Here is a 17,675-nt window from a genome sequence, read left to right as displayed (position 1 = left end):
AAGGGCCCGCCGCGCGCGGGCTTTTTCATTTCCCTGATCCGTCCTGAAAAAGCCCAGCCCGGCTCAAGGCAGCTTGGCCAGGATCCCGTCCATTTCCCCGGCGGTGTAGGCGCGCAGGGAGCGCGTGCGCACATTGCCCTGCATGGCGACAGCCAGACTGAATGCGGCCAGCGCCTGCTCATCGTCGGCCTCCAGCACGCAGACCACATCGCAGTCGCCCATGGTCCAGTAGATATCGCGCATATTGACGCCGAGTTTTTGGGCGGTTTCCTTGGCGGCAGCGGCGCGCTTGGTGGTTTCCTTGACGCTCTGAATGCCCTTGTCCGTGAAGTTCAGCATACCGATATAGGTCACCATTTTTCGCTCCTGTGTTATCCGCGGGGGACGAATCACATGAGGCAACGCCGCCCCCGACGGCGACGCTTCACGTCATCACGCGCGCAGCGGTGCTGTGGAAGGCGATGGCGGCAGCGATGCTACGCCCGGGGCCCGCAAAGGCAAGGCACCCGCGGCCGACTCTTACCCTGGACAGGGTATGCGGGCCGGTATCGTGCGCGTAAGCAAGGAAACGCAGGCGTGATGGGCGATCAGGCCCGTTCAGGCCGGAAGAACGCATCGAAGAGAACCAGCACCGCGGGGAAGTCCCGGGCGAAGTTCGGACGGTTCACGAAGTAGGCCTCGCAGGCCACAGCGAAGAATTCGCTGATCGACACGGTCCCATAGTCGTCCAGCCAGGGCGGCTCCGCGCCGAAGCGCTCGGCCAGGATGGTCTTCTCGCGAAAGTCTTCATAGGCCGGCTGCAGCACCGCGAGCCAGGCGGCGCGGGCCTCGCGCGCGCTGCGCTTGCCCGCAAAGCCGGGCGGCAGCGGCGGGCAGCCGTCGGCGTCGCCCGCGCGCATGTCGATCTTGTGGGCGAATTCGTGGATCACGACGTTGTAGCCGCCGCCCGTCGTGATGCCGCTCGCGAGCACGTCCTGCCAGCTCAGCATCACCGGCCCGCGGTCCATGGCCTCGCCGGCCACCACCTCGTCGTATTCGTGCACCACCTGCGCTTCGTCGACGATCTTGCGCCGTGCGACGACCTCGGACGGATGCACCACGATGCCGACGAAATCGTCGTACCAGTCCAGGCCGCCCTTCAGGTTGAGGATCGGCAACACCGCCTGTGCGGCAATGGCCAGCGCGACCTCGTCGGTGATGACGAAGCCTTGCGTGCCGTGAAACTCCTTGTCGCGCAGGAATTCGGCCGACAGCGTTCGAAGCCGCAGTTGCTGGTCCTGCGGAAGCTCGCCAAGAAAGGCATAGCGCGCCAGCGTGGCCTGCCAGGCGTCTTCAGGGATAGGGGGCAGGGCGCGCAGCCGGCGCAGCCACTTGAACATCGGCTAGGGCCTGTTGACGCTATGGAAGGGGATCGCGTTGCTTCGCCAAGGGGCTGGATGCAAGGCGCCCGGGCGCAGCAAGGCTTTGGCCTTGCAAGCGCGGGCAACGCCGCAGGCGGCCCCTTGGCGAAGCAACCCGCAGGGAAGCTCGCCACAGCCCACCCCTCGGCGTTGCGCTCCTTGTGCGTGCGGACGCACGCACGGCGTCGCGCGCCTTGATGGACGGGCTGTGGCGAGCTTCGCGACCCCTTCCATAGCGTCAACAGGCCCTAGCGCAGATCGACGCGCTGCGCGCCGGCGGGGGACAGGCACAGCAGCTGTGCGCGCGGCGGATGGGCCGCGGCGTCCCAGTCGCTGAGCACGATGCGCCTGAGGCCGTCACCCAGGTCGTGATCGGCCGGGCGATGCGTGTGGCCGTGCACCAGCGTGTGCGCGCGCGCCTGCTGCAGCCACTGGCGCGCGGCGCCGCCGTCCACGTCGGCCCAGACGGCCGAGGGATTGCGCTTGCGGTCCTCGCTTTGCGCGCGCATGGAGCGCGCGAGCGCGCGGCGCTCGGCCAGCGGCCTGGCCAGGAACGAGGCCTGCCATTCGGTCGTGCGCACCTGGGCGCGGAACTTGAGGTAGTCGGTGTCGTCCAGGCAAAGGATGTCGCCGTGGCTCAGCAGCCAGCGTTCGCCGTGCAGCACCAGCACCGTGGGATCGTCCAGCAGCGTGAAGCCGCACCGGGCGGCCAGCGCCGGCCCCACGAGGAAGTCGCGGTTGCCGTGCATGAAGTACACCGGCAGCCGCTCGGCCGTGCGGCGCAGCAGCTCGGCGCATTCGGCCTCGAAGCCGGGCAGGGCGGCCGCGTCGTCGCCCACCCACACCTCGAACAGGTCGCCCAGGATGACGAGTGCATCGGCCGGCGTGGTCTGCAGATAGCCGCGCCAGGCCTCGAAGGTGGCGGGCTCGTCGGTCTGCAGGTGCAGGTCGGAGATCAGGTCGACGGTGCGCCACGCGGGCGGGGCGAGCAGTTCCTTGAAAACCGGATGTTCCGCCATGTTCACTGATGCACCCTTGGCGCTGCGCGGCTTCCCGCCAAGCGGGAGCGAGCTTGCTTGGGGCGGCCCGGCGCTGCGCTCATGCCGCGTGGCATCCGTTCGTTATTCCGCGACGAGGACGGCCTTCTCGATGACCACGTCCTCGAGCGGCACGTCGTCGTGGAAGCCCTTGCGGCCCGTCTTCACGGCCTTGATCTTGTCCACCACGTCGGTGCCGCCGGTGACCTTGCCGAACACCGCGTAGCCCCAGCCCTGGGCCGAGGGAGCAGTGTGGTTCAGGAAGCCGTTGTCGGCCACGTTGATGAAGAACTGGGCGGTGGCCGAGTGCGGTGCGCTGGTGCGGGCCATGGCCACCGTGTAGTTGTCGTTCTTGAGGCCGTTGTTGGCTTCGTTCTCGATCTCGGCGCCGGTGGGCTTTTGCTTCATGCCGGGCTCGAAGCCGCCGCCTTGCACCATGAAGCCCGGAATCACGCGGTGGAACACCGTGTTGTCGTAGTGACCGTTCTTCACATAGTTGACGAAGTTCTCGGCCGACTTCGGCGCCTTGGCGCTGTCGAGTTCGAGCGTGATCACGCCGTAGTTCTTGATGTGGAGTTCGACTTTGGGGTTGCTCATGAGGGAGTCCTTCCTTCGGATGTTCGGAAATTATTTCGCCAGTGTGGCGGACTTGATGATGATGGGTTCGAGCGGCACGTTCTGCATGCCGCCCTTGTTACCGGTTTGCACGGCACGGATCTTGTCGACCACCTCGGTGCCGGCCACGACGCGGCCGAACACCGTGTAGCCGTAGCCGTCGGGGTTGGGCGCGTTGAGCGAGTCGTTGTTCTTCACGTTGATGAAGAACTGCGAGGTGGCCGAGTTCGGATTGCCCGTGCGCGCCATTGCGATGGTGTAGCGGTCGTTCTTCAGGCCGTTGCCGGCTTCGAGCGGAATGGGTGCGCGCGTGGGTTTCTGCTGCATGTCGGCCGTGAAGCCTCCGCCCTGGATCATGAAGCCGTCGATCACGCGGTGGAACACGGTGCCGTCGTAGTGCTTGTCCTTGACGTACTGCAGGAAGTTCTCGACCGTCTGGGGCGCCTTGGCCTGGTCGAGCTCGACCAGGATGTCGCCGGCCGAGGTGGCGAGCTTCACGCGCGGACCGGGCTGCTGCGCATGGACGGCGCCGGCAAGCGCGAGCGAGGCGGCCAGCATGAGCGCGCCGCGGCGGCTGAAGCGGGTGGACAGGGAAGGGGCTTGGATCGTCAAGGATGGCTCCGTGTGCGAATGATGTGGGGCGCGGACCGGGCAATGCAAGCGGCCGCGGCCGGGATGCTGCCGACGGTTGTTGCTATTTGCTGGCGCGGCCGACTGGCTTGCGCACTTCCGGCGGTGCCGCCGGCAGGGCTGCGGCATCGGCCTCGGCCTTGGGCGTGAAGATCTGGCGGATCAGCGAGAGCTTGGGCGCCACGCTGGCGTTGGTGCTGGCGAATTGCTGCGCTCGCACATATTCCTGGGCCGCCAGTCGGGCGTACACGTCGCCGAGGTTCTCGTGCGCGGTGGCGTAGTTGGGGTTGAGCCTGAGCGCCTGCTCCAGCGCGGCGCGCGCCTGGTCGAACTTGCTTTGCGCTGCATAGAGTGCCGCCAGGTTGTTGTAGGGCTCGGGCAGTTCGGGAAAGTCCTGCGTCATCTGCGTGAACGCGGCAATGGCCTCGTTCTGCTTCTTCTGCTCGGTGAGGATCACGCCGCGCAGGAAGCGCATCTGCGGATCGCGCGGCTTGCCGGCAATGTAGGCGTCGGCCTTGACGAGCGCCTCGTTCGACTTGCCCTGGCGCAGCAGCTGGTTGACGTCGTCGTAGTCGTTGGCGTAGGCAGCCGAACCCCACAGGCTGAACAGCAGTGCGAAGGCGATGGAGAGTTTGGAGAACGCGACGTGCTTCATGAAGCCTCGGCAGGAGTGGGAAATGCGGGCTTCGAAAACACCCGGAATGAGACGGCAGCAGCCGTTTATACTGCGGTGCATTGTAGCCGAGGGGCCATGTCCAACCCCTCGTGGCCACTGTCCCGTCACCCCTGAAATACACCGTCGTTCGCCCGTACCGCACGAGCGCGAAGCGACGCTTTCCGAGCCTCATGAGTCTGCGCATCTACAACACGCTTTCGCGTGAACTGGAGGAGTTCTCCCCATTGCAACCGGGCCGGGTGCGCATGTACGTGTGCGGCATGACGGTCTATGACTTCTGCCACATCGGCCATGCCCGCATGATGATGGCCTTCGACGTGGTGCAGCGCTGGCTGCGGGCGAGCGACTACGCCGTGACCTACGTACGCAACATCACCGACATCGACGACAAGATCATTGCGCGCGCGGTGCAGCGCGGCATCACCATCCGTGAGCTGACCGACGAAGTGATCGCGGCCATGCACCAGGACATCGGCGCGCTCGGCATCGAGCCTCCCACCATCGAGCCGCGCGCCACCGAATACGTGCCGCAGATGCTGGGCATCATCGAGAAGCTCGAGCAGAAGGGCCTGGCCTATCGTTCGGACAACGGCGACGTGAACTACGCGGTGCGCAAGTTCCCGGGCTACGGCAAGCTGTCGGGCAAGTCGCTCGACGAGTTGCATGCGGGCGAACGTGTGGCCGTGCTCGACGGCAAGCAGGATCCGCTCGACTTCGTGCTCTGGAAGGCTGCCAAGCCGACCGAGCCTGCCGACGCCAAATGGGAAAGCCCCTACGGCACCGGCCGGCCGGGCTGGCACATCGAGTGCTCGGCCATGAGCTGCGCCACGCTCGGCGAAACCTTCGACATCCATGGCGGCGGCGCCGATCTCCAGTTCCCGCACCACGAGAACGAAATCGCGCAGAGCGAAGGCGCCAACGGCAAGCCGCTGTCGCGCTTCTGGGTGCACAACGGCTTCGTGCGCGTGGACAACGAGAAGATGTCCAAGAGCCTGGGCAACTTCTTCACCATCCGCGAGGTGCTGCAGAAGTACGACGCCGAGAGCCTGCGGTTCTTCCTGGTGCGCACGCACTACCGCAGCGCGCTCAACTACAGCGACGCACACCTGGACGACGCCCGCAATTCGCTGAAGCGCCTGTACACCGCGCTCGATCTGGTCGCTCCGGCCGAAGCAGTGATCGACTGGACGCAGCCCCATGCCGCGCGCTTCAAGGCCGCCATGGACGAAGACTTCGGGACGCCCGAGGCCATCGCCGTGCTGTTCGAGCTGGCCGGCGAAGTCAACCGCACCAAGTCCGCAGAAACAGCCGGCTTGCTGAAGGCGCTGGCCGGTTCGCTGGGCCTGCTGCAGGGCGACCCGCGTGCTTTCCTGCGCGCAGGCGCCACGCTGGACGAAGCCGCCATCCAGGCGCAGATCGACGCGCGCGCGGCCGCCAAGGCGGCCAAGAACTTTGCCGAGGCCGACCGCATCCGCAACGACCTCCTGGCGCAGGGCATCGTGCTCAAGGATTCGCCCACCGGCACAACCTGGGCCGCAGCGCAGTGAACGGAACCACGAATCCCATGCCTGCTTCCTCGAAAAATCCGGCGGTCCAGATCTATACGCCGGACTATTGGGAGGAGGCCTGCAAGCACCTGTCCAGGAAGGACCGCGTGATGAAGCGGCTGATCCCGAAGTTCGGCGACGCCTGCCTCGAATCGCGCGGCGACGCGTTCACCACCCTCGCGCGCAGCATCGTGGGCCAGCAGATTTCGGTGAAGGCCGCGCAGACCGTGTGGGACAAGTTCGCGGTGCTGCCGCGCAAGCTCACGCCGGCCAACGTGCTCAAGCTGAAGGTCGACGACATGCGCGCGGCAGGGCTGTCGGCGCGCAAGATCGAGTACCTGGTGGACCTGGCCATTCATTTCGATTCGGGCGCGGTGCACGTCGACGCCTGGAAGGACATGGCCGACGAGCTCATCATCGATGAACTCGTGGCCATCCGCGGCATCGGCCGCTGGACGGCCGAGATGTTCCTCATCTTCCACCTGATGCGCCCCAACGTGCTGCCGGTCGACGACCTGGGCCTGCTCAACGGCATCAGCGTCAACTATTTTTCGGGCGATCCCGTGAGCCGCAGCGATGCCCGCGACGTCGCCGTGGCCTGGGCCCCATATTGCAGCGTGGCGACTTGGTATATTTGGCGATCGCTCGACCCGGTACCGGTCGCATACTGAACAACAGGAGAAGACGTTGGCGAAACGAACCTTCCTCGACTTCGAGCAGCCCATTGCTGAACTCGAAACCAAGATCGAAGAACTGCGCTATGTACAGACCGAATCGGCGGTCGACATCTCGGAGGAAATCGACCAGCTCGGCAAGAAGAGCCAGCAGCTCACCAAGGACATCTACAGCGACCTGACGCCCTGGCAGATCACCAAGATCGCGCGGCATCCGGAGCGGCCCTACACGCTCGACTACGTCAACGAGATCTTCACCGACTTCGTCGAACTGCACGGCGACCGGCACTTTGCCGACGACCTCTCCATCGTGGGCGGCCTGGCGCGCTTCAACGGCACGCCCTGCATGGTGCTCGGCCACCAGAAGGGGCGCGACACCAGGGAGCGCACCGCGCGCAACTTCGGCATGAGCAAGCCCGAGGGCTACCGCAAGGCGCTGCGCCTCATGAAGACGGCCGAGAAGTTCAAGCTGCCGGTCTTCACCTTCGTCGATACGCCCGGTGCCTATCCGGGCATCGACGCCGAGGAGCGCGGCCAGTCCGAAGCCATCGGCCGCAACATCTACGAGATGGCGCAGCTCGAGGTGCCGATCATCGTCACCATCATCGGCGAAGGCGGCTCCGGCGGGGCGCTGGCCATTTCGGTGGGCGACCAGCTCGTGATGCTGCAGTATTCGATCTACTCGGTCATCAGCCCCGAAGGCTGCGCCTCCATTCTCTGGAAGACCAGCGACAAGGCGCAGGAAGCGGCCGATGCGCTCGGCATCACCGCGCACCGCCTGAAGGCGCTGGGCCTGGTCGACAAGATCGTGAACGAACCGGTCGGCGGCGCGCACCGCGACCATCGCCAGATGGCCGCTTTCCTCAAGCGCGCGCTCAACGACGCCTTCCGCCAGGTCAGCGACCTGAAGCCGAAGGAACTGCTCGAGCGCCGCTACGAACGCCTGCAGAGCTACGGGCGCTTCAACGACACCAAGGCCGACACCGGCAGGTAAAGAAGCCGGCGCGCTGCTCCCTCCATGAACGAAGCCTTCGAACGCGCCATGGCCGCGTTCGAGCCGGCGCATCTGCCGCTGGCGGTGGGCTTCAGCGGCGGTGCGGATTCCACGGCCCTCTTGGCGGCTTGCGCCTCGGCCTGGCCCGGCCAGGTGCTTGCCTTTCATGTGCACCACGGCCTGCAGGCCGCCGCGGACGATTTCGAACGCCATTGCGCGGCCGTGTGCGAACGCCTGGGCGTGCCGCTGGTGGTGCACCGCGTGGACGCACGCCATGCGCAGGGCGACAGTCCCGAAGATGCGGCGCGGCGCGCCCGCTACGACGCCTTTGCAGCCATGGCGCGCATGGATACGGCGCTCGACGCTATCGAATCGATAGTTCTCGGGCACCATGCCGACGACCAGGTCGAAACCCTCTTGCTGGCGCTCTCCCGGGGCGCCGGTCTGCCGGGCCTCGCGGCCATGCCCGCGCATGCGCGGCGCAACGGGCTGGACATCTACCGCCCGCTGCTGGCGGTGCCCGGCGCCGACATCCGCGCGTGGCTCAAGGGTGTCGACCTGCCCTGGATCGAGGACCCGACCAACGAGGACGAGCGCTACACCCGCAACCGGATCCGCGCCGTGCTGCTGCCCGCGCTCGAGCGGACCTTCCCGCAGTTCCGCGCCACCTTCGCCCGCAGCATCGGCCATGCCGCGCAGGCGCAGGAGCTGCTGGGCGAACTCGCGGCGCAAGACCTGGCCGTGGTGGGCAGCCCGCCCCGCATCGCCGTGCTGCAGGCGCTTTCGCGCGCACGGCAGGCCAATGTGCTGAGACACTGGCTGATGCAGGCGCACGGCTGCGCACCCAGCGCGGCGCAGCTCGACCAGTTGCTGGACCAGGTTCGCGCCTGCACCACGCGCGGCCACCGGATCCACCTCAAGGTGGCCAACGGATTTGCCCAGCGCAGGGGCGATCTGCTGCATTGGTACAATTCCGGGCCCTCGCCCAAGGCTTCGCGCTGACGGCTTGCAGGGCGCCGCGCTGGCACTCGGGGGTGCAGCGGCGGCCCTTCCCATTTCTCTGAATTCATCCATGGCATTGATCGTTCACAAATACGGCGGTACGTCGATGGGCTCGACCGAGCGCATCAAGAATGTCGCCAAGCGCGTCGCCAAGTGGGCGCGCGCCGGCCACCAGATGATCGTGGTCCCGAGTGCCATGAGCGGCGAGACCAATCGCCTGCTCGGCCTGGCCAAGGAGCTGGCGCCGAGCAAACCGAGCGAGGCCCACGGGCGCGAGCTCGACATGCTCGCCTCGACCGGCGAACAGGCTTCTTCCGCGCTGCTGGCCATTGCGCTGCAGGCCGAAGGCATGGAAGCCGTGAGCTACGCGGGCTGGCAGGTGTCGGTGCGCACCGACAACTCCTACACCAAGGCGCGCATCGAAAGCATCGACGACGAGCGCGTGCGCGCCGACCTCGACGCCGGCAAGGTGGTGGTCATCACCGGCTTCCAGGGCGTGGACGACGACGGCAACATCACCACGCTGGGCCGCGGCGGCAGCGACACCTCGGCCGTGGCCATTGCGGCGGCGATGAAGGCGCACGAGTGCCTGATCTACACCGACGTCGACGGCGTCTACACCACCGACCCGCGCGTGGAGCCCGATGCGCGCCGCCTCTCGACCGTGAGCTTCGAAGAGATGCTCGAAATGGCGAGCCTGGGCTCCAAGGTGCTGCAGATCCGCTCGGTGGAATTCGCCGGCAAGTACAAGGTGCCGCTGCGTGTGCTCTCGAGCTTCACGCCGTGGGACATCGACATCAATGAAGAGGCCAAGTCCGGCACGCTGATCACTTTCGAGGAAGACGAAAACATGGAACAAGCCGTCGTATCCGGCATCGCTTTCAACCGCGACGAAGCCAAGATCTCGGTGCTCGGCGTGCCCGACAAGCCGGGCATCGCGTATCACATCCTCGGTGCCGTGGCAGACGCCAACATCGAAGTCGACGTGATCATCCAGAACCTCAGCAAGGACGGCCGGACCGACTTCAGCTTCACCGTGCACCGCAACGAATATGCGAAGACGGTCGACCTGCTGCAGTCGAAGGTCATGCCCTCGCTGGGCGCGACCGAGATCGTGGGCGACACCAAGATCTGCAAGGTCAGCATCGTGGGCATCGGCATGCGCAGCCACGTGGGCGTGGCCAGCAAGATGTTCCGCGTGCTGAGCGAAGAGGGCATCAACATCCAGATGATTTCCACCAGCGAGATCAAGACCTCGGTCGTGATCGACGAGAAATACATGGAATTGGCCGTGCGCGCCCTGCACAAAGCCTTCGACCTGGACCAACCGGCTGCCTGATGGTGGCATAATCTCGGCTTCTTTCAGGAACTGTGACCGAGTGGCCGAAGGTGCTCCCCTGCTAAGGGAGTATGGGGTGTAGAGCCTCATCGAGGGTTCGAATCCCTCCGGTTCCGCCAGATAGCAACAAAAACGCCCCTCACGGGGCGTTTTTCATTGGGACGCTGCGCCGCGCAGCTGCCCCTGCCGCCGCCCCCGCACGCCGTGACACATTGTCCCGCTCCTGGGACATCGGCGGCCTCCTGAACGCGCCCTGGCCCCGGTGCTCCCTCTGGGCGCATGGACGGAACGGCCCTTGCTATGACAAGCGGGTCCATGACCTCGCCTCGTCGCACACCGCCGCCCATGACTTCCGCCGACCTCGCCTTTGCTTCCAGGCTCGACCAGAGCGTTCGCACGGTGGACGTGAGCGCGCCCGGGCGCCTGCACCTGGGCTTTCTGGACCCCTCGGGCTCGCTCGGGCGCGCGTTCGGCAGCCTGGGGCTGGTGATCGACGGCTTCACCACCGACGTGGAACTGTCGGCGTCCGCGGCGGACCACCTGGCGGCCGACACGCCGGCCGGCGAAGCGGAACTGGCCCGCGCGGCGGACTATCTGGCGGTGTTGAAGCAGCGCAGCGGCCGCCACGCGCCGCTGTCGCTGCGGCTGCGCCATGCGCTGCCGCCGCATGCGGGCTTCGGCTCGGGCACGCAGCTCGCGTCGGCGATCGGGCGGGCCTTTGCCGAATGGCATGGCCTCGATCTGGACACGGGCACGCTGGCGCACTGGCTCGGCCGCGGCCTGCGCTCAGGGGTCGGCATTGCGGGCTTCGACAGCGGCGGCCTGCTCCTCGATGGCGGCCCGGGCCCTGACGGACTGCCCGCGCCGCTGCTGTCGCGCATCGAGTTTCCCGAGGAATGGCGCGTCATCGTCGTCCAGGACCCCGCGCACAAGGGCCTGTCGGGCGGCGCGGAGAAAAAGGCGATTGCGGCCTTGCCGCCCTTGCCGCAGGCGGGCGCGGCCGAGATCTGCCACCAGGTGCTGATGCGGGTGCTGCCCGGCGCCGCGCGGGCGGAATTCGCACCGTTTGCCGCGGGCATCAACCGCATGCAGCAACTGCTCGGCGAGCACTTCGCGCCCGCGCAGGGCGGCATCTACACGAGCGCGGCCGTCGGGCGGCTGATGCACTGGTTCGCGGATGCGAGCCGCGGGCATGACGCCGCCATCGGCCAGAGTTCATGGGGCCCCACGAGTTTCGCGATCATGCCTTCGCACGTGCGGGCCGAGATGCTGGTCGATGCTGCGCGCGCCGCCGGGCAGCTCGATCCGCGGCTGGGGCTGCGCATCGTCTCGGGCCGCAACCGCGGGGCGGTGGTGCGCGAACGTACCGCCGAGCCGCGCAACCGCTGAATCCTGCTGGCGCAGGCCACCCGACGCCTCAACCTTCCACATCAATATCAACCAACGCAGGCCCTCATGGAACGTCCCCGCATCCTCCACATGTTCACCCCCGGCCAACAGATGAGCCCGTTCGACATCAACATGGCAGCGGACGCCGGCTACCAGATCATCGTGCCCTACTGCGAAGTGGGCCTGGACCGCATCACCGGACTGACGCAGGACACCATCTTCTCGCGCGGGCCCAAAGGCGTGGCACGCACCGGCATCTTCATCGGCGGACGCGACGCGCAGCTGGCGGCCGACATGCTAGAGCGCGCGCGGACGTCGATGGTCAAGCCCTTCGTCGTCTCGGCGATGGCCGATCCGAGCGGCGCCTACACCACGGCCGCGGCCATGGTGGCCTGCGTCGAGGCCGCGCTCAAGCGCCACCATGGGCAGGGACTGGAAGGCCAGCGCGTGGTGATCCTCGGCGGCACGGGTCCGGTGGGCCGCGTGGCCGGTGTGATCGCGGCGCAGGCCGGTGCCGAGGTGTACCTGTCCAGCCGCAACGGCATCGACGCGGCGCAGGAAGCGGCCGACGAAACCGGGCAGCGCTTCGGCGTGAAGCTGCACGGCCTCTCGGGCGGCGACCCCGACGCCGTGCGCCGCTCCATCGCCGATGCCGACGTGCTGCTGGCCTGCGCGGCCGCAGGCGTGCAGGTGGTGTCGAGCGAGGCGCTCGGTGCCGCGACGCGGCTCAAGGTCGCGGCCGACGTGAACGCCGTGCCGCCCGAAGGCATTGCCGGCGTCGGCGTGATGGACGACGCCAAGCCATTGGCCGGCACGCAGGCCGTGGCCATCGGCGCGCTGGCGGTGGGCAACGTCAAGTACCAGACGCAGCATCGGCTGCTGGTGCAGATGTGCGAGGCTGAAAAGGCGCAGGTGCTGAGCTTTCCCGAAGCCTTTGCGGTGGCCCGCGCGTTCCTGGTCGAGCAGGCCGGAAAGACGGCTTGAAGCCCGCGGGCACCATGCAGACGATCGCCGTTGCCGCCATCTCCGCGCGCGCCATGGCCGAGGCGGCGGCGAGCGATGGCTTGCAGGTGGTCGCGCTCGACCTGTTCGGCGATGTCGACACGCGCCGCGCGGCCTCGCGCTGGCTGCCCATTGGCGCGCCCGGCAGTTTGCAGATCGATGCGGCCAGCGTCCTGGCCGCGCTGCGCACGCTCGCAGAGGCTGGCGAGCCGGTGCTGGGCTGGATCGCAGGCAGCGGCTTCGAAGGCGAGCCCGAATTGCTGGAAGAGGGCGCGGCCGTGCTGCCGCTGATCGGCACCGCGCCCGCGGCCGTGCGCCGCCTGCGCGATCCGGCCGCCTTCTTCGGCTTTCTTGCGGCGCAGGTCATCCCCTTTCCGCAAGTGCTGCTGCAGCCGCCCGAGGATCCCGCCGGATGGCTCATGAAAGACGCGCACGGCTGCGGCGGCTGGCATGTGCGCCATGCGCCGTGGTCGATGGACGAGCCGCCGTCCTCGCACCACTACTTCCAGCGCGAAATGGCCGGGCTGCCGATGTCGGCCACCTTCATCGCCAATGGCCGCGATGTGCAGGTGCTCGGCTTCAACGAGCAGACCGTACGCCGCTTCGGCACGCGGCCTTTCGTGTTCTGCGGCGCCGTCGGGCCGGTGCCTGTGGCAGAGGACATGGCACGCCGCGTGACGGCCATCGCGCGCGCACTGACCGTGGAGTTCGAACTGCGCGGCCTGTGCAGCCTCGACTTCATGCGCGACGGTGACGCCATCGGCGTGCTGGAGGTCAACCCGAGGCCGCCGGCCAGCATGAGCCTCTACAAGGCGCGCGCCGGTTCGCCAGGCGTGATGCAGGCGCATCTGCACGCTTGCCTGCATGGGGAGCTGCCGTCGCCGGTGCCATCGCATGCGCTGGAGGTCGAAGGCATCGAAATCGTGTTCGCGCGGCAGCCGCTGCAGCTCGACGCGGCCTTGGCGCAGCGCCTCGCTGCATGGCCCGGCATCCGCGATCTGCCCGAAGCCGGCCAGCGCTTCGACATCGACGACCCCGTGTGCACCCTGACGGCGAGCGGAAGCAGCGCGCAGCAGGTGCGCACTCGCCTGGACGAAGGCCGCGAGCGGCTGCTGCAATCACTGGAGACCAAGGCATGAGCAACACTTTCCCGCCCGCGGCCGCGTCGGGCCTGAGCGTCAACCTGCTGGCCCGGCCGTTGGTCGAGCGCCTGCTGGTCGACGCCGATGCGCTCGGGCTGCAGCTGCGCCGCGACGACAGCGGCGCGCGCATCTTCGATGCCGGCATCGAGGCACGCGGCAGCGTGGCGGCCGGCTTGCAGATCGGCGAGATCTGCATGGGCGGGCTGGGGCATGTGAATCTGCGCAGCGGCGGCAGCGCCGAGGGCTGGCCCACCTGGCTCGACGTGCGCAGCTCGCAGCCGGTGCTGGCCTGCCTTGGCAGCCAGTACGCCGGCTGGAGCCTCGCGGCTACCAAGGAAGAGACTGGCGGCAAGAAGTTCTTCTCGCTCGGCTCGGGGCCGGCGCGCGCGCTGGCGGTCAAGGAAAAACTTTTTGCCGAACTGGGCTACCGCGACCATGCGCCCTGCGGTGTGCTGGTGCTGGAAGTCGATCGCGCGCCACCGAAGATCGTGATCGACAAGCTGCTGCGCGATTGCGGCCTGGCCGCCGAAGCGCTGACCTTGATCCTCACGCCCACCACCAGCCTCGCGGGCACCACGCAGGTGGTGGCACGTGTGCTCGAGGTGGCGCTGCACAAGGCGCACGAGCTGGGCTTTGCGCTGGGCAACATCGTCGAGGGCGCCGGCACCGCGCCGTTGCCGTCGCCAAGCGCCGATGGTGTCGAGGCCATGGGCCGCACCAACGACGCCATCCTGTACGGCGGCCGCGTGCACCTGACGGTCCGCGGCGACGACGGCGCGGCGCGCGAACTGGCGCGTGCGCTGCCGTCGCGCAATTCACGCGATCACGGGCGCTCGTTCGCCGAGATCTTCAAGGAGGTCGCGTACGACTTCTACAAGATCGATGGCGCCTTGTTCGCTCCGGCCGAAGTGTGGGTCAGCAACATCGACAGCGGCAACACCTGGCATGGCGGCGCACCCGACATGGCGCTGCTGCAGCGGCTGTGGCTGCAGGAGGCCTGACCATGCGCATCGTCATCATGACGGACGAGATCGGCTGGCACACGCGCCAACTGCAGGCCGCGCTGCGCGCACGCGGCGCGGTGGGGCGCTGCGTCGACCTGGCCGACTGCAACATCGACACCACCGCGGCATGGCATGGCCTGGTCATTCCCGGCTACGGCCGCGAGCTGCCCGATGCGGTGCTGGTGCGCGGCATTGCCGGCGGAAGCTTCGAGCAGGTCACCAAGCGCCTGGGCGTGCTGCATGCGCTGCGCGAACTGGGCGTGCCGGTCTACAACGATGCGCGCGCCATCGAGCGCACGGTCGACAAGTCGATGACCAGCCTGCTGCTGCATGCCGCGCGCATTCCTGCGCCTGCCACCTGGGCCACCGAATCGGCGGCGCAGGCGCGTCGCATCGCCATGCGCGAGATGGCCGCGGGCCATGCGCTGGTGCTCAAGCCCCTGTTCGGCTCGCAGGGCAAGAACCTGCAGCTGGTGGGCGAGGTCGACGGCGTTCATCATCCGATGCCCGACATCGATGCGCGCTACGCGGGCCTGGCCTATCTGCAGCGCTTCGTGCCGCCCATGGCCTCGCCGGGTTTCGACTGGCGCGTGATGGTGGTCGGCGGGCGCGCCGTCACCGCGATGCGGCGCGTCAGCATGCACTGGATCCACAACGTGGCCCAGGGCGCGCGCTGCGAGCCGGCCGTGCTGGAGCCCGCGCTCGCCCAACTGGCCGAAGGCGCGGCGCAGGCGCTCGACATGGACTACGCGGGCGTGGACCTCATCGCCGCGGCCACAGGGCCGAAGATCCAGGTGCTCGAGGTCAATGGCGTGGCCGCCTGGCAGGGGCTGCAGCGCGTGACGGGCTTCAACATCGCGCGCGCCATCGTCGACGACCTGCTCGACCGCAAGCTCGCGCAGGCGCGCCGCCGCGCGCAAGAGAGCCTGCCGCCGGAGCGCCGCGCCTGATGATGAACGCGCGGCAGCTGGCCATCGAGCGTGCGCGGGCCTGCTTCCTGCGCGCCTGCTGGCTCGACGTTGCAGTGCGCAAGCCCGGCAACGTCAGCCAGGCCTCGCCCGGCCATGGCATGCAGGCGTCGATGTTCATTGCCAGCGCCCAGGCCGCGGCCGGGGCGCTGTTCGAGCCGGGCCTGCGTGTGGGCGAGCGCATCGAGGCCGCGGTAGAGGCCACCTGGGCGGTGGCCGGGTGCAACACCAACCTCGGCATCCTGCTGCTGTGCGCGCCGATTGCGCTGGCGGTGGAGCAGCACCCCCACGCCGGAACCCCCGCGGCCCTGCGCGCGGCCGTCGAGGGCGTGCTGGCCACGCTCGACATCGACGATGCCCGCGCCGCCTATCGCGCCATTGCGCGCGCCCATCCCGGCGGACTGGGGACAGCACCGGCCGAAGACGTGCGCGATGCACCCAGCGTCGATCTGCGGGCCGCCATGGCCCTTGCTGCGGACCGCGATCTCATCGCGCGGCAGTACCGCGACGGCTTTGCGGATCTTTTCGCCCTGGCGTTCCAGGCGCCAGTCCACCCGGCGGGCTGCAGCGAAGCGCCGGCCGATGCCGAAGCGCCGCCCGATGCGGCCACTGTGGCTTCGGTCCAACGGCTTTACCTGGCCTGCCTGAGCGCCTTTCCTGATTCACACATTGTTCGAAAACACGGCGAGCGCGTGGCACAGACTGTCATGACGGCGGCGCAGGCCTGGCAGGGGCGCGCCGGCGCCGGCGTGGCGCTCGATGCCGACCCCGGCTTCGCGGCCTGGGACCTTTCCCTCAAGGCCGCGGGCGTCAACCCCGGGACCAGCGCCGATTTCACCGTGGCGGCGCTGCTGCTGTCAGGCTGGATCCGCTCGTGCGCGGCGCCCGCACGCGAGGCGGCGAACGGATGGCACGGATCGTGATACCCATGGCTTTGCGCTGGTCTTCCTGACCGGTGTCGTATTGACCCTAATCACCTTGGACCTCTGAGAGGAGACTCGAAACCATGGCAAAAATCGATCGACTGATGGTGGGCGAATCGCTCGTTGGCGACGGCAATGAAGTCGCCCATATCGACCTGATCATCGGACCGCGCGGCAGCGCTGCCGAGACCGCCTTCGCGAATGCGTTGACGAACAACAAGGACGGCTTCACTTCGCTGCTCGCAGTCGTGGCTCCCAACCTGCTGACCAAGCCGGCCACCGTGATGTTCAACAAAGTGACCATCAAGGGCGCCAAGCAGGCGGTGCAGATGTTCGGGCCGGCGCAGCGCGCCGTGGCGCTGGCGGTGGCCGACAGCGTCGAGGATGGCACCATCCCCATGGCGGAGGCGGACAACCTGTTCATCTGCGTCGGCGTGTTCATCCACTGGCTTGCCGACGACGACAAGAAGATCCAGGACTACAACTACCAGGCCACCCGCGAGGCCATCCAGCGCGCCGTGGCCGGCTCGCCGACCGCCGCGGAAGTGGTCGACAAGAAGGGCACGACGGCACACCCGTTCGCAGCCCACCTCTGAGCCGCAAGAAAAAAAACCGGCGCGTGAACCGCGTCGGTTTTTTTCTTGCTGCCGCATGGCGCGGCAAGCGTGGGTGTTCAGTGCTTGGCGGGCACCATGCCGCTGGCAAGGAAGTTGAGTACGGTGGCGCCGTGCCCCAGCTTCGAGGCGCGATGCGTGGGCGCATGGCGCTCGATCTGCACGCCCACGGCCTGCACGTCATCGAACTTGCGCGGCTTCACCACCTTCACGCGAACCCAGCTGGCGCCGAACTCGTCGATGAGGATGTCGGCAATGGCTTCTGCAAAGGCTTCGAGCAGTTGCAGCCGGTGCTCGGCCATGAGCCGCACCAGCCGTTCGCGCACCATGCCGTAGTCGATGGTGTCGCCGATGCGGTCGGTGTCGCAGGCACGTGCGCGGGGCACGCCGGCATGCACGTCGATCAAGAGGGGCTGCGGATGATGCAGTTCGGAGTCGTGGATGCCGATCACCGTCTGGCCGCTGAAGCCCTCGATGAAGATCAGGTCCATGGGCACGGCTGCCTCGGCGGCGTCGGGCGATGCGTTCGACGCATTCGGGGAGGAAAGGCGGGCGATGGAAGGACGCGGGCTGGTGTTCAAGTGGTGTCTCCAGTGATCGAATATGTTTGAAAGTGTGTCTGGTGGCATGCAAGCCCACCCCAGCGAGATTCGTCAACGCAAAATGCAGGCCAGAGACCGGACCCGCTCCGGCATTGCCAGTGCTTGGTGTTTCACCGG

General features: G+C 67.6%; 19 protein-coding genes and 1 tRNA gene. 13 read left to right on the top strand and 7 right to left on the bottom strand.

From position 1 onward, the window contains the following. Nucleotides 1-63 precede the first annotated feature (63 nt). From ACAM54_RS15085 to ACAM54_RS15060, 6 genes are all read right to left on the bottom strand, one after another. Nucleotides 64-357, bottom strand: coding sequence for a GYD domain-containing protein (locus ACAM54_RS15085; protein WP_145745002.1), 294 nt, complete (start codon nucleotides 355-357; stop codon nucleotides 64-66). A 230-nt stretch (nucleotides 358-587) separates the two neighbouring features. Beyond that, nucleotides 588-1,379 carry a zinc-dependent peptidase gene (locus tag ACAM54_RS15080; RefSeq protein WP_369648081.1) on the bottom strand — a complete coding sequence of 264 codons (792 nt, stop codon included), beginning with the start codon at nucleotides 1,377-1,379 and terminating at the stop codon, nucleotides 588-590. A 269-nt stretch (nucleotides 1,380-1,648) separates the two neighbouring features. Further along, complete coding sequence (locus tag ACAM54_RS15075) at nucleotides 1,649-2,419, bottom strand: UDP-2,3-diacylglucosamine diphosphatase (RefSeq protein WP_369650982.1); 771 nt, start codon at nucleotides 2,417-2,419, stop codon at nucleotides 1,649-1,651. Between the two features lie 102 nt (nucleotides 2,420-2,521). After that, nucleotides 2,522-3,034: a peptidylprolyl isomerase gene (locus ACAM54_RS15070; RefSeq protein WP_012748192.1), complete on the bottom strand. Its 513-nt coding sequence runs from the start codon at nucleotides 3,032-3,034 to the stop codon at nucleotides 2,522-2,524. A gap of 30 nt (nucleotides 3,035-3,064) precedes the next feature. Continuing rightward, a complete protein-coding gene (locus tag ACAM54_RS15065; protein WP_369648080.1) occupies nucleotides 3,065-3,664 on the bottom strand; it encodes a peptidylprolyl isomerase in 600 nt (199 codons plus the stop codon). Between the two features lie 82 nt (nucleotides 3,665-3,746). Continuing rightward, a complete protein-coding gene (locus ACAM54_RS15060) occupies nucleotides 3,747-4,337 on the bottom strand; it encodes a tetratricopeptide repeat protein (RefSeq protein WP_145745008.1) in 591 nt (196 codons plus the stop codon). A 191-nt stretch (nucleotides 4,338-4,528) separates the two neighbouring features. On the opposite strand from ACAM54_RS15060, the gene cysS reads away from it, so the two are divergent. The 13 genes from cysS (at nucleotide 4,529) to fae (ending at nucleotide 16,938) form a co-directional block, all read left to right on the top strand. After that, entirely contained in the window at nucleotides 4,529-5,905 is a 1,377-nt protein-coding gene (gene cysS, locus ACAM54_RS15055; RefSeq protein ID WP_369648079.1) for a cysteine--tRNA ligase, read from the top strand. A 17-nt stretch (nucleotides 5,906-5,922) separates the two neighbouring features. After that, on the top strand, nucleotides 5,923-6,576 hold the full coding sequence (locus ACAM54_RS15050; RefSeq protein WP_369648078.1) for a DNA-3-methyladenine glycosylase: 654 nt from the start codon (nucleotides 5,923-5,925) through the stop codon (nucleotides 6,574-6,576). A gap of 16 nt (nucleotides 6,577-6,592) precedes the next feature. Next, nucleotides 6,593-7,573, top strand: coding sequence for an acetyl-CoA carboxylase carboxyltransferase subunit alpha (locus ACAM54_RS15045; RefSeq protein WP_145745014.1), 981 nt, complete (start codon nucleotides 6,593-6,595; stop codon nucleotides 7,571-7,573). A 24-nt stretch (nucleotides 7,574-7,597) separates the two neighbouring features. Continuing rightward, nucleotides 7,598-8,575, top strand: a complete 978-nt coding sequence (gene tilS, locus ACAM54_RS15040) for a tRNA lysidine(34) synthetase TilS (RefSeq protein ID WP_369648077.1) — start codon at nucleotides 7,598-7,600, stop codon at nucleotides 8,573-8,575. Nucleotides 8,576-8,645: 70 nt separating this feature from the next. Further along, on the top strand, nucleotides 8,646-9,914 hold the full coding sequence (locus ACAM54_RS15035) for an aspartate kinase (protein WP_145745019.1): 1,269 nt from the start codon (nucleotides 8,646-8,648) through the stop codon (nucleotides 9,912-9,914). 26 nt (nucleotides 9,915-9,940) lie between these two features. After that, nucleotides 9,941-10,033 (top strand) — tRNA-Ser (locus tag ACAM54_RS15030). A 226-nt stretch (nucleotides 10,034-10,259) separates the two neighbouring features. Next, the gene (locus ACAM54_RS15025) at nucleotides 10,260-11,303 is read left to right on the top strand and encodes a beta-ribofuranosylaminobenzene 5'-phosphate synthase family protein (protein WP_369648076.1); all 1,044 of its coding nucleotides are present in this window, start codon (nucleotides 10,260-10,262) and stop codon (nucleotides 11,301-11,303) included. 66 nt (nucleotides 11,304-11,369) lie between these two features. Beyond that, on the top strand, nucleotides 11,370-12,287 hold the full coding sequence (locus tag ACAM54_RS15020; protein ID WP_145745023.1) for an NAD(P)-dependent methylenetetrahydromethanopterin dehydrogenase: 918 nt from the start codon (nucleotides 11,370-11,372) through the stop codon (nucleotides 12,285-12,287). Nucleotides 12,288-12,301: 14 nt separating this feature from the next. After that, the gene (locus tag ACAM54_RS15015) at nucleotides 12,302-13,444 is read left to right on the top strand and encodes an ATP-grasp domain-containing protein (RefSeq protein WP_369648075.1); all 1,143 of its coding nucleotides are present in this window, start codon (nucleotides 12,302-12,304) and stop codon (nucleotides 13,442-13,444) included. Continuing rightward, the gene (gene mch / locus ACAM54_RS15010) at nucleotides 13,441-14,448 is read left to right on the top strand and encodes a methenyltetrahydromethanopterin cyclohydrolase (RefSeq protein ID WP_369648074.1); all 1,008 of its coding nucleotides are present in this window, start codon (nucleotides 13,441-13,443) and stop codon (nucleotides 14,446-14,448) included. Before ACAM54_RS15015 ends, mch begins: the two co-directional genes overlap by 4 nt. A gap of 2 nt (nucleotides 14,449-14,450) precedes the next feature. After that, the gene (locus ACAM54_RS15005) at nucleotides 14,451-15,401 is read left to right on the top strand and encodes a RimK family alpha-L-glutamate ligase (RefSeq protein WP_369648073.1); all 951 of its coding nucleotides are present in this window, start codon (nucleotides 14,451-14,453) and stop codon (nucleotides 15,399-15,401) included. Further along, complete coding sequence (locus ACAM54_RS15000; RefSeq protein WP_369648072.1) at nucleotides 15,401-16,342, top strand: triphosphoribosyl-dephospho-CoA synthase; 942 nt, start codon at nucleotides 15,401-15,403, stop codon at nucleotides 16,340-16,342. Before ACAM54_RS15005 ends, ACAM54_RS15000 begins: the two co-directional genes overlap by 1 nt. An 83-nt stretch (nucleotides 16,343-16,425) precedes the next feature. Then, entirely contained in the window at nucleotides 16,426-16,938 is a 513-nt protein-coding gene (gene fae, locus ACAM54_RS14995; RefSeq protein WP_012748178.1) for a formaldehyde-activating enzyme, read from the top strand. Between the two features lie 77 nt (nucleotides 16,939-17,015). On the opposite strand, the gene ACAM54_RS14990 is transcribed toward fae, so the two are convergent. Further along, a complete protein-coding gene (locus ACAM54_RS14990) occupies nucleotides 17,016-17,447 on the bottom strand; it encodes a dihydroneopterin aldolase (RefSeq protein ID WP_145745224.1) in 432 nt (143 codons plus the stop codon). Nucleotides 17,448-17,675: the final 228 nt, after the last annotated feature.

Origin of the sequence: Variovorax sp. V93, assembly GCF_041154485.1 — a bacterium.
GTDB lineage: Bacteria > Pseudomonadota > Gammaproteobacteria > Burkholderiales > Burkholderiaceae_C > Variovorax > Variovorax beijingensis_A.
The sequence above is the reverse complement of the archived record's forward strand: the minus strand, read 5'-3'. Positions and strand labels throughout refer to the sequence as shown.

What these genes read in the sequence shown, in the direction of transcription:
- ACAM54_RS15005 (WP_369648073.1), top strand. Translation starts at nt 14,451, where the DNA reads ATGCGCATCGTCATCATGACGGACGAGATCGGCTGGCACACGCGCCAA.
- ACAM54_RS15075 (WP_369650982.1), bottom strand. Translation starts at nt 2,419, where the DNA reads ATGGCGGAACATCCGGTTTTCAAGGAACTGCTCGCCCCGCCCGCGTGG.
- ACAM54_RS15080 (WP_369648081.1), bottom strand. Translation starts at nt 1,379, where the DNA reads ATGTTCAAGTGGCTGCGCCGGCTGCGCGCCCTGCCCCCTATCCCTGAA.
- ACAM54_RS15015 (WP_369648075.1), top strand. Translation starts at nt 12,302, where the DNA reads ATGCAGACGATCGCCGTTGCCGCCATCTCCGCGCGCGCCATGGCCGAG.
- ACAM54_RS15000 (WP_369648072.1), top strand. Translation starts at nt 15,401, where the DNA reads ATGATGAACGCGCGGCAGCTGGCCATCGAGCGTGCGCGGGCCTGCTTC.
- cysS (WP_369648079.1), top strand. Translation starts at nt 4,529, where the DNA reads ATGAGTCTGCGCATCTACAACACGCTTTCGCGTGAACTGGAGGAGTTC.
- fae (WP_012748178.1), top strand. Translation starts at nt 16,426, where the DNA reads ATGGCAAAAATCGATCGACTGATGGTGGGCGAATCGCTCGTTGGCGAC.
- ACAM54_RS15060 (WP_145745008.1), bottom strand. Translation starts at nt 4,337, where the DNA reads ATGAAGCACGTCGCGTTCTCCAAACTCTCCATCGCCTTCGCACTGCTG.
- ACAM54_RS15085 (WP_145745002.1), bottom strand. Translation starts at nt 357, where the DNA reads ATGGTGACCTATATCGGTATGCTGAACTTCACGGACAAGGGCATTCAG.
- ACAM54_RS15050 (WP_369648078.1), top strand. Translation starts at nt 5,923, where the DNA reads ATGCCTGCTTCCTCGAAAAATCCGGCGGTCCAGATCTATACGCCGGAC.
- ACAM54_RS15020 (WP_145745023.1), top strand. Translation starts at nt 11,370, where the DNA reads ATGGAACGTCCCCGCATCCTCCACATGTTCACCCCCGGCCAACAGATG.
- ACAM54_RS15035 (WP_145745019.1), top strand. Translation starts at nt 8,646, where the DNA reads ATGGCATTGATCGTTCACAAATACGGCGGTACGTCGATGGGCTCGACC.
- ACAM54_RS15025 (WP_369648076.1), top strand. Translation starts at nt 10,260, where the DNA reads ATGACTTCCGCCGACCTCGCCTTTGCTTCCAGGCTCGACCAGAGCGTT.
- ACAM54_RS15070 (WP_012748192.1), bottom strand. Translation starts at nt 3,034, where the DNA reads ATGAGCAACCCCAAAGTCGAACTCCACATCAAGAACTACGGCGTGATC.
- mch (WP_369648074.1), top strand. Translation starts at nt 13,441, where the DNA reads ATGAGCAACACTTTCCCGCCCGCGGCCGCGTCGGGCCTGAGCGTCAAC.
- ACAM54_RS14990 (WP_145745224.1), bottom strand. Translation starts at nt 17,447, where the DNA reads ATGGACCTGATCTTCATCGAGGGCTTCAGCGGCCAGACGGTGATCGGC.
- tilS (WP_369648077.1), top strand. Translation starts at nt 7,598, where the DNA reads ATGAACGAAGCCTTCGAACGCGCCATGGCCGCGTTCGAGCCGGCGCAT.